Source organism: Winogradskyella psychrotolerans, from assembly GCF_018860545.1.
GTDB lineage: Bacteria > Bacteroidota > Bacteroidia > Flavobacteriales > Flavobacteriaceae > Winogradskyella > Winogradskyella psychrotolerans_A.
In genome coordinates this window covers 227,120-241,332 of sequence record NZ_JAHKPN010000052.1, presented here as the reverse complement: position 1 = coordinate 241,332, position 14,213 = coordinate 227,120, and the positions used below count along the sequence as shown (strand labels likewise).

The following is a 14,213-nucleotide window of genomic DNA, read 5'->3' as shown; positions in this document are numbered from 1 at the left end:
ATGACCATTTCCATATGGAGATACAGTCATTTAATTTTGGCTGTTGTTTCTTCTTTATTCATTTTAATAGCATCGGTAACAGGTGCTATTTTGGCGTTTGAACCGATTTCAAATCAATTACAACGGTATGCTGTTTCTGGTACTAATGAGATTTCACTTGCTGAAACTTTCAGTGTTTTAAAAAATCAGTATGACGAAGTTTTTACACTTGAAGTTGATAAAAACGATTTCGTCAGTGCATCGGTTATAACTAAAGACGGAAACAGTGAAACATTCTATATCAACCCAATTACAGGTGAGAAATTAGGGGACATAATAAAGAAGGCACCAGTTTTTGAATTTGCAACTAACTTACATCGTTCTCTATTTTTAAAAACGACAGGACGAGTTTTAATTGGAATCGTTTCTTTCCTATTATTTCTAATATCTATTACAGGAGTTAAACTCATCTTGAAACGTCAAGGAGGATTTAAACGTTTTTTTTCAAAAGTAGTCAAGGAAAACTTTAATCAGTATTACCATGTAATTATTGGTCGATATACCTTAATTCCTATTGTTATCATTACGCTGACCGGTGTTTATCTTTCTCTCGAAAAATTCGATGTACTTCCAGATACTAAAATCTCACATAACTATCCGGAGCCCATTGAAGTTGATGAAAAGTTGGCATTAAATAATTTTGAAACCTTTCAAAATATAAAACTAAGTGATGTAAAAAGTGTTGAGTTCCCATTCTCAGATGATATTGAAGATTACTTTATCGTAAAGTTGCATGATAAAGAGTTACTAGTCAATCAATTTTCAGGAGCCATTGTCAGTCGTCAAAACACAACTTGGACGGCCTTACTTTCTAATTGGAGTTTAATTTTACACACAGGTCAAGGCACTATAGTTTGGTCTATTGTTTTATTATTGGCGAGTTTGGCTATTCTGTTTTTTATGTATTCGGGTTTTGCAATGACCTTAAAGCGTCGAAAAGAGACTTCAAAAATTAAGAATAAATTTAATAAAGAAGATGCTGAGTACATCATTTTGGTAGGTTCAGAAACAGGACAAACATTCAATTCAGCTAAGCAATATTTTGAAGCGTTGTTGGGAGCAGGACATTCGGTTTTTATTGCAGCTTTAAACCAGTATTCAACCTATGACAGCGCGAAACATCTCATAATTTTTGCTTCCACTTATGGAGAAGGTGAGGCGCCTATAAGTGCTTCAAATTTTGAAAAATTATTTAAAAATGTGAAACAGCATCAAACCATTCAGTATTCTGTAATTGGTTTTGGTTCATTAAGTTACCCTGATTATTGTAAATATGCCATTGAAGTCAATGACATGCTACAAAAGAAAGAAGGATTTGAAGCACACCTTCCACTTTTCAAAATTAATAATCAATCGTTTGAAACGTTTAAAACGTGGATAAACCAATGGAATGAAAGCACGAATCAAGATTTAAAAATTAAATTTCAAAAACCTCATATCAAATTAAAAACTTTAAAGGAATTTAAAGTCATTAATAAAACGGAACCTAATTCGGATGATTCGTTTTTAGTCCAATTGCGACCAAATCAAAAATTGAAATACGACTCAGGGGATTTGTTATCATTATATCCCGAAGTAGATTTTATAGAACGACAATATTCTATAGGAAAGATTGAAAACGATATTATTTTAAGTATTAAAAAGCACGAATTTGGTGTGTGCTCTAATTATTTTAATAATTTAAAAGTAAACGATATCGTTAAAGCCCAAGTAAAACGTAATGCTGATTTTCACTTTCCAACGGCTGTAAAGGATGTTGTAATGATTGCTAACGGCACAGGAATAGCACCTTTTTTAGGTATGATTAATGATAACCAAAAGCAAATTGAAACACATTTGTTTTGGGGAGGACGCACACAAGATTCTTTAAATATTTATGAAAATATTATTGAGACTGCTTTCTCAAAAAACACATTATCTAGTTTTCATATTGCTTATTCACAAGAACAGAAAGACAAAATTTATGTTCAAGATATAATTTTAGACCATCAAGAATTATTAAGTAACGTGTTGCTTAACAACGGAATTATAATGATTTGTGGTTCTATTGCCATGCAAAATAGAGTGCTAGAAGTCTTAAATAATATTACCACAGAACAACTCAACAAACCATTAAGCACGTTTGAAAGTAATGGGCAAATTAAAATGGACTGTTATTAAAAAAAAGAGAACTTATGTGTCATAATATAAAAGTCTTATCAAAAACTAGTCATGGCGAATTATCTATATGTAAAGGGTGTAAGGTCTATCATTTAGAATTTAATAATATCTACTTCGAATTCACACAAGACCAATACCATCGATTTAAAACTTATTTAATAGCGATAGAAGAAGAGTATTGGGAAGAGATGTATGCTGATGCCAAAGTGAAACGAAAAATTCCTATTCCCTCTATTCAAGAGAATTTAGTTTTAATGTTTAATAAACAAGAAATACTTGAACTTAAAGCCCTCTTTTGTCATAGAGGTAGTGTTTATGAACACGAAATAACTTTAATTGATATTGATTATACGTTTATTTTGAACTAATAAGGTGTCATTTTTAGGGTTAACCACAAGAGAATTTGTACTTAACAATAAAATAATCTTAAAACCTTATATATGCATACTTGGTTGATATTAAATCCGTACCTTTGTGCGCAATTATATCTTAATTGCCATGACAGCACACGAAAATAAAATTGTTGGAGAAGGTCTTACTTACGATGACGTACTCTTAGTTCCAGCATTCTCTGAAATTCTTCCTCGGGAAGTCAATATTCAAACAAAATTTACAAGAAACATCACCATTAACATTCCTGTGATTTCCGCAGCAATGGATACGGTTACCGAAAGTAAAATGGCAATTGCCATGGCCCAAGAAGGTGGAATAGGAGTGTTACACAAAAATATGACGATTGCGCAGCAAGCCGATAAGGTACGTCGTGTAAAACGTGCTGAAAGCGGCATGATTATCGATCCGGTTACTTTACCCTTAACGGCTACGGTTTTTGATGCCAAGTCAAATATGGCGGAACACAGTATTGGAGGGATTCCTATTGTAGATGATGATGGAAAATTAAAAGGCATTGTTACTAATAGAGATTTACGTTTTGAACACGAAGGGACAAAGCCAATTATTGAAGTAATGACCAAAGAGAATCTGGTGACTGCTGCAGTTGGTACGTCTTTAAAAGACGCAGAACAAATTCTACAACAAAACAAGATTGAAAAATTATTGATTGTTGATGATAATTTTAATCTAAAAGGATTGATTACTTTTAGAGATATTACTAAAGTCACTCAAAAACCAAATGCGAATAAAGATTCCTTTGGTAGATTAAGAGTTGCTGCAGCTATTGGTGTTACAGCAGATGCTGTAGACCGTGCTTCAGCTTTGGTAGCTGCAAGTGTAGATGCTGTAATTATAGATACAGCTCATGGACATACGAAAGGTGTGGTATCGGTATTAAAAGAGATTAAAAAGAAATTCCCAAAACTAGAGGTGATTGTTGGGAATATAGCAACAGGAGCAGCCGCAAAGTATTTAGTCGAAGCTGGTGCAGATGCTGTAAAAGTAGGTATTGGACCAGGTTCAATTTGTACAACGAGAGTTGTAGCAGGTGTAGGTTTTCCGCAGTTTTCTGCAGTGCTAGAAGTTGCAGCAGCGATTAAAGGTACAGGAGTTCCGGTAATTGCTGATGGAGGTATTCGTTATACAGGAGATATTCCTAAAGCGATAGCGGCAGGTGCAGATACCGTAATGTTAGGGTCACTTTTGGCTGGTACAAAAGAGAGTCCAGGAGAAACGATAATTTACGAAGGACGAAAATTCAAATCTTACAGAGGTATGGGGTCTGTTGAAGCCATGAAGCAAGGTAGTAAGGATCGTTATTTTCAAGATGTGGAAGACGATATTAAAAAATTAGTACCAGAAGGTATTGTTGGGCGTGTGCCATATAAAGGTGAATTGGTTGAAAGTATTCATCAATTTGTTGGTGGCCTTAGAGCAGGAATGGGCTATTGTGGAGCTAAAGACATCGAGACTTTAAAAGAAACCGGACGTTTTGTAAAAATCACAAGTTCAGGGATTAATGAAAGTCATCCGCATGATGTGACCATTACTAATGAATCTCCTAATTATTCGAGATAACTAAATTCCTACGAAAGCAGGAATCAATATAAAATTAAAAAACAGCAGCTTGAAAAAGCTGCTGTTTTTTTTTAGCTAATAGTTATTTTACGGGAATTGAGATTAGTTTTGAAGGTGATTTTGATGGTATTGTTCTATCATTTGCAAGGTCGATTTATGTGCTCTACCCGCTGCTTTTTCATAATCAGAAGGCACATCATTGGCCCCATTTTTTATGCCTTCGTAAATTCCAGCGATGATAGTACCTAGAAACTCACCAAGTTCAGCAATTCTGTCTTTTTTATAAGCTTCTACAGAAAGCGTATTGTAAACTAATTTTGTGCCGAAAACCTGATTAATAAAATCGGCGAGTTCCTTTTGCGAGATCGCTTCACCTACTAAATTATAGGTGTTACTATTGTGTTTGACTTCTAATAACATTTTAACGTAGGCATAACTCAATTCTTCACGACTTGTATACGTGCACTTTCCTCGGTCTGCGGAATTTCTTATCTCACCATCTTTTATATAGGTATCTAAATAGTCTAAATCGGGTTCAATATAAATACCGTTTCTACCAATAACCCAATTTAAACCGGAATTACGAATGTCTTCTTCCGTCTGGCGATTGCTTTGCACAACTGGACTAAAAGCATTGTTTTCTTCAGCGCCAACAATACTCGTATAGACTATTTTTTGAACACCGTTTTGTTTGGCTGCCTCAATGACATTTCGGTGTTGTTGTATTCTTTTCTGTGGATGATCCATACCAGAAACTAACAATACAGTGTCTACTCCTTTTAAAGCGGCATTGAAATCTTTACGATTATTGTAATCTCCCTTTCTGACTTCAACACCTAAATGTGTCGCGTTTTCAGGAGTTCTTGCAATGGCAATGACATTTCCTTGTTCAGTATCTTTTAAAAGTGCTTTTACAATGGCGCTTCCTAAATGTCCGCTTGCTGATGTTACTGCAATTTTCATAATATATAATGGTTTATGAATGTTTAGATTTTAAAGCCTCTAACTCTTTTTCAAGTTGTTCTGCTTTTGTTTTAAACTTTTCAAGCGCTTTCTTCATTTGGCTAACTTTTTTTAAAGCCTCTTCATCTTGTACTGCTTGATAGATGGTTTCTCCTTCTTTTTCTTTTATTTTAGAATAACTGCCACAGGTAGGGCATTTTGCAATGTCGCTCATAATATTTATTTATTACAAAGTTCTGAATAGGACTAAAGTTGCAAAAGGTAAATAATCTGTTAAAAATGGTAAATATGAGACCTAAATTTAAAGTGTAGATTTAAATGCCTTGGGAGAGAGACCTGTATGTTTTTTAAAAAACTTGGTAAAATTAGTAACTTCATCGAATCCATTTTCATAAGCGACTTCTTTAAGACTTAAAGTGCTACTAAAGATGTCACGCTTAATTTCTAAGATGACGTAGTTATCAATAAAATGCTTCGCTGTATTTAATGTGGTTGCTCTAACTATGGTGTTAAGATGCTTCGTAGAAATGTTTAATAGCTCCGCGTAATCTTTGACATTTCGCGTGTTTGTATAATTTTTCTCTACTAAATTTTTAAAATTAATAAAAAGACTTTGGTGTTTTTTATTGAACGTTTCAAGTGGTGTTTTATAAGCTTCACGTTCCAATTTTAATAAAAATAGTTCTAATATTTTTGCTATAATTTCATTCTGTACATAGGTGTTTGTACTTTGAATCTCTTCTGTTATTCGTTCTAAAAAAAAGGCATTTAATGCGCTGTTTTTAACTAAAGGATCTGAAATATGATAGTTGTACAAATGCGATATATACTCAATAGAAGATTTTGAGAAATATTTTAAAACAAAATCTTCTGTAAATAACACGAGGTACCCCTTATATTGCGGATCATTTTGAAAGGCGTGAACCTGACCTTTCGCAATTTTAAGTATAGAATCTTTCTGAATTTTATAAGTCTTTAAATCAACTTGATGTTCACCGTGTCCTTCAGTTACAATTAATAAGGCAAAAAATGAAATGCGGTGAGGCAAATGTGGGTTGTGATTCAGATCGTTTTCAATGCGAGAGAATAATTCTGATAATTGAATGCATTCAATGTCATTAAATCCATCGCTACTTTTAAAAGATATGTTCGGGATATGATTCAATGATGAATTAATTTTAGGTTTTGAATAAAAATAACAATTACTATTGAAAGCATTGAGAATTGAAATGAGTTAATTTTCTTTTTAGTCTTAATATAAGGATACATTTAAAACTATTTGAAAAACAAAAACAGCATCGAAAAGATGCTGTTTTTTATAAATGTTATATAAGGAATTTTAAGCCTTATCTGCTTTTACAGGGCAGCCTATCGCTTTTGTGAAATTAGGGCTTGGTTTTTCACCTTTTTCTAAAGCCTCAATAGCGTCTTTAACGTAGTTTACTTTAACATCTTCTGGAGATTTCGAATTGTCATCAATAGTACCAATGTACTGTACTTTACGCTCAGCATCCAATAAAAAGACATGTGGTGTTCTTACTGCACCATATTGTGGATATATTTTTTGTCCTTCATCAACTAAATACGGAAATGTAAATCCTTTCTCTTCTGAACGTTTTTGCATTGCTGCATAACCTTCTTTTTCATTCGCAGGACTGTTAGGATTAATAGCGATGACAGGATAACCTTTAGGTGCATATTCATTATTTAATGCAATTAAACGGTCTTCATACAATACTGAAAATGGACACTCATTACACGTGAACGTTACGATATAACCCTTTGCATTTTCAAAACTGTCTAGAGACACCATAGAACCATCAACATTTTTTAAATTAAAATCAGTTGCAACATCACCAATCGCGTAACCACCAATTTCTTCCAATGTTTTGGTTTGTTCAGGTAGACCTCCTCTTGGTGGCCCTTTGCGTTCACCTCCATGTGGTGGTCCTTTTCTATCTCCTTCATGAGGAGGACGTTCTCCTTTATGCTTTTGGTTTTCCGCAGTAGGTTCTTCTGAAGTTTTAGATTCGTTTTTACAAGATACAAGTACACTTGCCGATAAGCCAATAATGGCTATTAGGATACTGATTTTTTTCATGGTTTTTTAATTAAGTTTTTTTATTTGGTTTTCTAAGTCTTCTAAGCTTTCAAAAGATCGCTCGTAAAATAAACGCTCATTTTTGTTGAACATAATGGTAAATGGAATTGCACCAGACCAATTAGGATCTATTTTATCTATCCATGAATTAGAATCTGGATCATCCAATAATACAACTTTTTGGTTGATGTTTTTTTTCTTTAAGAAAGGTTTAAGTTTTGTCTCCATATCTTTTGGGAAATCTAAGCTCACCAAAATAACTTCAACATTTGGGTGTTTTTCTGCGAATGCTTCAATGTATGGCAACTCTTTTACGCAAGGTGCGCACCACATTGCCCAAAAATTAATGAGATAGGTTGTATCTGAGTCCGTATAAATAAGAGGTTCAAATTCATTAAAATCGTACACAGGAATGTCTTGATTCACATTCTCCTTTACCTCTGAGGTAGTGGTTTTCTCTGTGTTTGTATCATTGCAGCTGGTAAAAGTTATGAGCGCAAGAATGATGTACACTGTTGATTTTAGGTGATTTAGTGTGTTAGTGTTCAAAATAATGGGTTGTGTTAGTTATGGTTAGACTTAAGGCTGCACTAAAGGTTTAATTAGACTTTAATTTTTTTCTAATTAAACCAAACGGCATACCCTTCACGGCGTAATTCTAAAGCAATCTGTTCTTCCGCCTTTAAAGCTTCAGCTCTAGTGAAAAATGGATCAATATGATTGAATAGGCTAGGGCGTAAGTAGGTACCATATTTCTCAACGATATTGGATGAGATTTTATGACCTCTTTTGTTCTGATGTCCTGTTTTATGCTGAAGAAAACGTTCTTTGGGAGTTTTGGTCGTCATGCCGACATATAAGCATTCTAAAACACCATTAAATTGCGGATTGGCATTTCTAAACTTAGCGTTTTCGGTATAGACGCGTTTAGATAGTTCTATAACGTATATGGTGTATAAGGTTTTAGGCATTGTTTTATTCTAATTTCCATAAAAATACTGAACTAATTTCTAAAAAAGTACAGTTCGAAAATTAAAGAATCTCTATTCAATATGACTAATTTTTTAGTTTTTCTAATTTCGTAAGTTCTTCTTCTTTTTTAGAATAAGATGTTATCATTGAAACGGTAACAATTGCTAAAGGTATACCTATTAGAGATAAAACAATATCACCTAGAGTAGCGTTAATATAGTTTTCAATGGTCTCTTGTTTAAAGGCACTTTTAAAAAGAAAGCTCCCAATATAGTTTGATATAATCCATAGTGTCCACCATATTCCAATTGTAGAAGTTTTAACGATGTTTTGCTGAGAGGTTTTTAAATTAATTAGCTGTGTTGATTTGGTCGCCATTTCTTTCATGATTTGATATGGACGGTACAATGAAATTATAGGAACAAACCAACTACCAGCGGCCCATCCTTCTGAGTGGTCACAGTTGGCTCTTATGTTTAAATTATAATAAGCTCTTCTAAACCATTGTATAAAAGTGACTGCAGATATAATAAAAACAACGAGATATAAATAAGCGACTAACTGTTCTCTCAAGTCATTTGATTCGAGCATTTCGTCTGATATAAATTCGTTATTTTGAAAGTCTAATAGTAAATTGTACTGTAAATAAGACGAGACAATAGAAAGTATATCTAATGCCATTACGGCCCAAATAAATATTTTGGCAAGCTTTGCTCTTTTTAAGTTGGGTTTTATGGCATTAATTTTATTCTCTTTTCCTGAAACGACAGAATTATCATGTTGAAAATCGCGACAGTTGCCTTCGAAGTCTAAAGTTTTTCCTTTAATGTTACAAATAGCTTCAAGGTCAATGCGACCTCTTTTTCTATTAAGGCATTTTTCACAATCTTCAAGTTGTTCTTCTGTCATGGTTTACATTTTTCTACTGTTACTTCAACAAAAACGATTTTAAATCCTCATAAGAACTAACTTTAATAGACACTTTTTCCTTATCCATTACAGATTCAATTTGAGGAGGTAAGTCTACATTTTGTTTAATAACCTCCTCAACTACATCTAAAAACTTTGTAGGATGCGCAGTTTCTAAAAACACCACGTGTGCATCGTTGTTTTTTAGATAATCTTTAGCACCTAAATACCCAACTGCTCCATGAGGATCTGCAATGTAATTAAAGTCATTATATAATTCTAAAAGTGCAGTTTTAGTAGCGTCATCAGCATAACTGTAAGACGATAAATTAGCTTTTAAAGTATCAAAATCATTATTGTGTAATTCTTGAATTCTTATAAAATTACTCGGATTACCAACATCCATGGCATTACTAATCGTCTGAACAGATGGTTTCGGATTATATGTTTGAGACATCATATAATTCACAACCGTATCATTCGCATTGTTTGCTGCAATAAAATGCTTAATAGGTAAGCCTAATTTTTGAGCAACCATACCTGCACAGATATTACCAAAATTTCCACTTGGTACTGAGAATGCTATATCTTTATGTTTAGATTTTAATTGCTTATACGTAAACATAAAGTAGAAGAGTTGTGGCAACCAACGTGCTATGTTTATAGAATTGGCAGAAGTGAGTTGCATGTGATCTGTCAATTCTCTATCCATAAAGGCTTGTTTTACCATATCTTGACAATCGTCAAATACACCATCGACTTCTAATGCTGTAATGTTTTGACCAAGCGTGGTTAGCTGCTTTTCTTGAATATCGCTCACTTTTCCACTAGGATAAAGGATGACGACATTAACACCTTTAACACCTAAGAAACCGTTCGCAACGGCTCCACCGGTATCTCCTGATGTAGCTACTAAAACAGTAACGTCGTTGGTATTTGTTTTGTTGAAATAGCCTAAACATCTTGCCATAAAGCGCGCACCAACATCTTTAAATGCCATGGTTGGACCATGAAATAACTCTAAGGTAGAAATATTTTCATTGATTTCAACTACGGGAAAATCGAAGTTTAGTGTATCTTCAACAATCGTTTTTAAAACGTCTTCTGGAATTTCAGGAAGGATGAATTGTTTAATAGCTTCAAACGCAATTTCAGCATTTGATTTATCTTCAATGATTTCAAAAAATGAAGGATCTAATGGTGTTATAGATTCTGGAAAATATAAACCTTTATCAGGCGCGAGTCCTCTGACTACCGCGTCAGCGAAGGTTGTGTTTGGTGCTTTTCTATTTAGAGAATAGTAGTTCATGATATTTTTATTCTAAATTATTGTACGCTTCTATTAAGTTGACTGTTTAGCGAAAATTCTTTGTGAATCTTCGTGCCTTCTCTGTGAAGCTTTGTGTTATAATTTTATGCTTAAGTCTTCTGTCATTTTTTATTACAAAACCCGAATCCCTTCAACATTAATTTTAGAAACATAAGTTTCAAATTGTATATCTGATGTTGCGTATACGTTTCGTATGGCTTTTTCAACATCTTTAGCTGTCTCTTCACTTTTACTCAACATAAAAATTGAAGGTCCAGAACCCGAAATAGCACAACCCAAAGCTCCCGCTTGTAATGCTGCAGTTTTAACGGCATCAAAATGTGGAATTAGTTGCTTTCTATAGGGTTCAATCACCACATCGTGCAAGGCATCTTTAATTAGATCGTAATCCGATGTATGTAAAGCATGCACCAAACTGCCAACATTTGCCCATTGGGCAATAGCATTACTCAAAGGAATTTCTTTTGGTAAAATCGCTCTAGATTCAGACGTTTTAATTTCAATCTGTGGGTGAATTAGGGTTGCAAATAAATCGGGTGGAGTAGGTAACTCTAAAATTTGCAATGGACTGGCGCTTTTAACTAATGTAAATCCACCAAAAATAGCTGGCGCTAAATTATCGGCATGTTCGCATTTACTGGCTAAAGCTTCACCTTTCATGGCAAAATTGGTTAATTCTGTTTTATTTAACGGGTAACCTAATAAAGCGTTCATTCCAAATACACTTCCTGCTGCACTTGCAGAACTGCTACCAATTCCACTTCCTGGTTTAATCTTTTTATATATTTCTATTTCAAAACCACAATCGGGTTTTAAAGCGTTATACATCGCTAAAGCCGAAACGCCAGCCACATTATTTTCAGCTTCAAACGGTAGATCGTAACCTTCAATTTTCGTGATTTTTATACCTTTTTCTTCTGTTTTTCTGATAACCATGTCGTCACCAATAGTATCTAAACAAAAACCTAGAACGTCAAATCCACAAGCCACATTAGCTACCGTTGCAGGTGAAAATATTTTGATTTCGTTACTCATATCTAATTATTAGCGATTCTTATGATATCTGCAAATAACCCAGAAGCTGTAACATCTGCACCAGCACCAGCACCTTTAATGATTAGTGGTTGTTCAGGGTAACGTTGTGTATAAAACATAACGATATTGTCTTTTCCTTTTAGATTATAAAATGGATGCCCTTCTGGTATTTCCTGAAGTCCAACTTTAGCTTTGCCATCGTTAAATTCAGCGACAAATTTTAGCTGACAATTATTGTCTTGCGCAGATTTGAAAAGCCCTTGATAGTAGGCTTCATCTTCAATCAATGTTTTGAAAAAATCATCTACACTATCAGAGTTAGAAGCATTATCAGTTAAGAAATTATCACTTTCAAGTTGTGACAATTCAATAGCATGACCACTTTCTCTCGCTAAAATTAATACTTTTCTAGCCACGTCTATTCCACTTAAATCAATTCTAGGGTCAGGTTCTGTATACCCTTCTTCTTGCGCTTGTTTTACAATATCATGAAACGTCGTTTCCGCATTAAAATTATTAAAAATAAAGTTTAGACTTCCTGATAAAACGGCTTGTATCGTATTCACTTTATCTCCAGAAGTTATTAAATTACTAAGCGTATCTAATACAGGTAAACCTGCTCCTACATTAGTTTCAAATAAAAATGATGCATTGTATTGTCGCGATAAAACTTTTAATTCATTGTAATATTCAATATTTCCAGAACACGCAATTTTATTACAAGCAACCACAGAAATACTTTGTTTCAAATATTTGCCATAAATATTAGAAACGGCTTCGTTAGCTGTAATATCTACAAACACAGAATTCCTTAAATTTAAGCTTTTAGCATGTTCAAAAAAGCCATCTAAACTTGACTTTTCTCCATTTTCTAATTCTTGTTTCCAGTGTTTTAAGTTAATACCTTCATCATTAACAACCATGGTTCTAGAATTGGATAAACCAGCAATTCTTAAGTTGATTTTGAAGTTCTCTTTTAAATACGTTTTTTGTTGCTTGATTTGCTCAATAAGACGTTCTCCAACATTACCAACTCCTGTAATAAATAAATTAATTTGTTTGGTTTTAATTTCAAAAAACTGCTCATGTAAACTATTTAATGCTTTTTTTACATCGTTTTTATGAATCACAGCGGAAATATTACGTTCCGAAGCACCTTGTGCAATAGCTCTAATATTTACGTTGTTTTTTCCAAGCGTACTAAACATTTTACCGCTAATACCTTGATGATTTTTCATTTTATCACCAATGACTGCGATGATAGATAAATCAGTTTCTACAACAATAGGATCAATTTTTTGAAGGGCAATTTCATATTCAAATACGGTATCAATCACGGTCTTAGCACGTTGTGCATCAAGATCTGAAATACCGAAACAAATGGTATGCTCAGAGGATGATTGCGTGATTAAAATAATATTGATTTTCTCTTGAGCAAGCGTTTCAAATAAACGCTTACTAAATCCAGGAACACCTACCATACCGTTACCTTGTAAGGTAAGTAACGCGATGTTATCAATATTACTGATGCCTTTTACAGGAGAATTTTCATTTAGCGTTACATTCTGACTAATTGTGGTACCAACAGCATCTGGATCTAATGTGTTTTTAATCACGATAGGAATTTTCTTTTTAAGTACTGGCATTACCGTTGGTGGATACAAAACTTTGGCACCAAAATGCGATAATTCAACAGCTTCTTGATAGGATAATTCTACAATAGGAGAGGCTTGCTTTACTAATTTTGGGTTGGTTGTAAACATACCGCTTACGTCTGTCCATATTTGTAATTCATTAGCATCCATGGCTGCTGCGATAATGGCAGCCGTGTAATCGGAACCACCACGGCCAAGCGTTGTAATTTCGTTATTGATAGATTTTGAAACAAATCCAGGTAACAATACAATAGCGTTTTCATTTGAATTAAAAAACGATTGGATATTACCGTTTGTAATATCAAAATTTACAATAGCATTATTAAAGTTTGAATCTGTAACAATCAATTCTTGCGAATTTTTTAAAGCCGCATCTATGGCTCTAGATTTTAAAGTATGATAAATTATAGTTGAGGATAGTTTTTCACCGAAACTTAATAATTTATCTTTTGTTTTTGGAGACAATTCATTGATGAGATAAATACCATCTAAGAGATTTTTAAGATCACCTAATTTTTCGGTCATTAAATCATATAAATCATCCTGCTGTTTTTGTAATGATTTATCGTTATCCGGATTTAAAAATAAACCTTCAATAACAGAATTATGTATAGACCATATGGTATCATATCTTTCTTTATAGTCTAAATTTTTATCGCAAGCTAAGTTTCCTGCGTCTAATAATTTATCTGTAATACCACCAACAGCAGATACTACAACAGCAATATTAGTAGTTTTAGATTGTTGGTCTAAAATTGATATAACTTTATTTATGTTTTCGGCTGAACCTACTGATGTTCCTCCAAATTTGAGAACTTTCATATTAAATATATTTTAAGAGAATAAAATGTCTGTATAGACAATAAGGGACGGAGAGCATATTATAAATTACCCCAAAGGGTAATAATCGTTGAAATAAAAAACATAGACATACACATAGACTGTGAAATAGAAATTGTTGATATGTTAATTTTTTTCTTCATTACATTTCAAATGTATTATTTTTATAACAATAAAAAAACAATTCGTTTCTTTTTAAGGATTTGTTAAAAATACAGCTTCTAATTATTAAAAATGA

At 33.3% G+C, this 14,213-nt stretch carries 13 protein-coding genes; 3 read left to right on the top strand and 10 right to left on the bottom strand.

The features are described from left to right. The 3 genes from KO515_RS16975 to guaB all read left to right on the top strand — a co-directional run bounded on the left by KO515_RS16975 (position 1) and on the right by guaB (position 4,170). Positions 1 to 2,199 carry a PepSY domain-containing protein gene (locus tag KO515_RS16975; RefSeq protein WP_215937525.1) on the top strand — a complete coding sequence of 733 codons (2,199 nt, stop codon included), beginning with the start codon at positions 1 to 3 and terminating at the stop codon, positions 2,197 to 2,199. 14 nt (positions 2,200 to 2,213) lie between these two features. Further along, entirely contained in the window at positions 2,214 to 2,567 is a 354-nt protein-coding gene (locus KO515_RS16970) for a DUF6686 family protein (RefSeq protein ID WP_215937524.1), read from the top strand. 130 nt (positions 2,568 to 2,697) lie between these two features. Beyond that, on the top strand, positions 2,698 to 4,170 hold the full coding sequence (guaB, locus tag KO515_RS16965) for an IMP dehydrogenase (protein ID WP_215937678.1): 1,473 nt from the start codon (positions 2,698 to 2,700) through the stop codon (positions 4,168 to 4,170). A 102-nt stretch (positions 4,171 to 4,272) separates the two neighbouring features. On the opposite strand, the gene KO515_RS16960 is transcribed toward guaB, so the two are convergent. The 10 genes from KO515_RS16960 to thrA all read right to left on the bottom strand — a co-directional run bounded on the left by KO515_RS16960 (position 4,273) and on the right by thrA (position 13,957). After that, a complete protein-coding gene (locus tag KO515_RS16960) occupies positions 4,273 to 5,133 on the bottom strand; it encodes an SDR family oxidoreductase (RefSeq protein ID WP_215937523.1) in 861 nt (286 codons plus the stop codon). Positions 5,134 to 5,146: 13 nt separating this feature from the next. Continuing rightward, the gene (locus KO515_RS16955) at positions 5,147 to 5,347 is read right to left on the bottom strand and encodes a hypothetical protein (protein ID WP_215937522.1); all 201 of its coding nucleotides are present in this window, start codon (positions 5,345 to 5,347) and stop codon (positions 5,147 to 5,149) included. Between the two features lie 87 nt (positions 5,348 to 5,434). After that, complete coding sequence (locus tag KO515_RS16950; RefSeq protein ID WP_215937521.1) at positions 5,435 to 6,298, bottom strand: AraC family transcriptional regulator; 864 nt, start codon at positions 6,296 to 6,298, stop codon at positions 5,435 to 5,437. Positions 6,299 to 6,472: 174 nt separating this feature from the next. Beyond that, complete coding sequence (locus KO515_RS16945; protein ID WP_215937520.1) at positions 6,473 to 7,234, bottom strand: thioredoxin family protein; 762 nt, start codon at positions 7,232 to 7,234, stop codon at positions 6,473 to 6,475. A 6-nt stretch (positions 7,235 to 7,240) separates the two neighbouring features. Next, positions 7,241 to 7,783 (bottom strand): TlpA family protein disulfide reductase, encoded by a 543-nt coding sequence (locus tag KO515_RS16940; RefSeq protein ID WP_252723895.1) that lies wholly within the window; start codon positions 7,781 to 7,783, stop codon positions 7,241 to 7,243. Positions 7,784 to 7,854: 71 nt separating this feature from the next. After that, entirely contained in the window at positions 7,855 to 8,205 is a 351-nt protein-coding gene (locus KO515_RS16935) for a ribose-5-phosphate isomerase (RefSeq protein ID WP_215937519.1), read from the bottom strand. Positions 8,206 to 8,290: 85 nt separating this feature from the next. Continuing rightward, positions 8,291 to 9,115, bottom strand: coding sequence for a DUF4328 domain-containing protein (locus tag KO515_RS16930; RefSeq protein ID WP_215937518.1), 825 nt, complete (start codon positions 9,113 to 9,115; stop codon positions 8,291 to 8,293). Between the two features lie 19 nt (positions 9,116 to 9,134). After that, positions 9,135 to 10,424, bottom strand: coding sequence for a threonine synthase (gene thrC / locus KO515_RS16925; RefSeq protein ID WP_215937517.1), 1,290 nt, complete (start codon positions 10,422 to 10,424; stop codon positions 9,135 to 9,137). Positions 10,425 to 10,556: 132 nt separating this feature from the next. After that, complete coding sequence (locus KO515_RS16920) at positions 10,557 to 11,480, bottom strand: homoserine kinase (RefSeq protein ID WP_215937516.1); 924 nt, start codon at positions 11,478 to 11,480, stop codon at positions 10,557 to 10,559. A gap of 2 nt (positions 11,481 to 11,482) precedes the next feature. Further along, a complete protein-coding gene (thrA, locus tag KO515_RS16915; RefSeq protein ID WP_215937515.1) occupies positions 11,483 to 13,957 on the bottom strand; it encodes a bifunctional aspartate kinase/homoserine dehydrogenase I in 2,475 nt (824 codons plus the stop codon). Positions 13,958 to 14,213: the final 256 nt, after the last annotated feature.

Excerpts from the sequence above, each read along its gene's own strand:
- KO515_RS16930 (WP_215937518.1), bottom strand. The coding sequence starts at position 9,115 with ATGACAGAAGAACAACTTGAAGATTGTGAAAAATGCCTTAATAGAAAA.
- KO515_RS16955 (WP_215937522.1), bottom strand. The coding sequence starts at position 5,347 with ATGAGCGACATTGCAAAATGCCCTACCTGTGGCAGTTATTCTAAAATA.
- KO515_RS16970 (WP_215937524.1), top strand. The coding sequence starts at position 2,214 with ATGTGTCATAATATAAAAGTCTTATCAAAAACTAGTCATGGCGAATTA.
- KO515_RS16920 (WP_215937516.1), bottom strand. The coding sequence starts at position 11,480 with ATGAGTAACGAAATCAAAATATTTTCACCTGCAACGGTAGCTAATGTG.
- KO515_RS16960 (WP_215937523.1), bottom strand. The coding sequence starts at position 5,133 with ATGAAAATTGCAGTAACATCAGCAAGCGGACATTTAGGAAGCGCCATT.
- KO515_RS16935 (WP_215937519.1), bottom strand. The coding sequence starts at position 8,205 with ATGCCTAAAACCTTATACACCATATACGTTATAGAACTATCTAAACGC.
- thrC (WP_215937517.1), bottom strand. The coding sequence starts at position 10,424 with ATGAACTACTATTCTCTAAATAGAAAAGCACCAAACACAACCTTCGCT.
- thrA (WP_215937515.1), bottom strand. The coding sequence starts at position 13,957 with ATGAAAGTTCTCAAATTTGGAGGAACATCAGTAGGTTCAGCCGAAAAC.
- guaB (WP_215937678.1), top strand. The coding sequence starts at position 2,698 with ATGACAGCACACGAAAATAAAATTGTTGGAGAAGGTCTTACTTACGAT.
- KO515_RS16975 (WP_215937525.1), top strand. The coding sequence starts at position 1 with ATGACCATTTCCATATGGAGATACAGTCATTTAATTTTGGCTGTTGTT.
- KO515_RS16945 (WP_215937520.1), bottom strand. The coding sequence starts at position 7,234 with ATGAAAAAAATCAGTATCCTAATAGCCATTATTGGCTTATCGGCAAGT.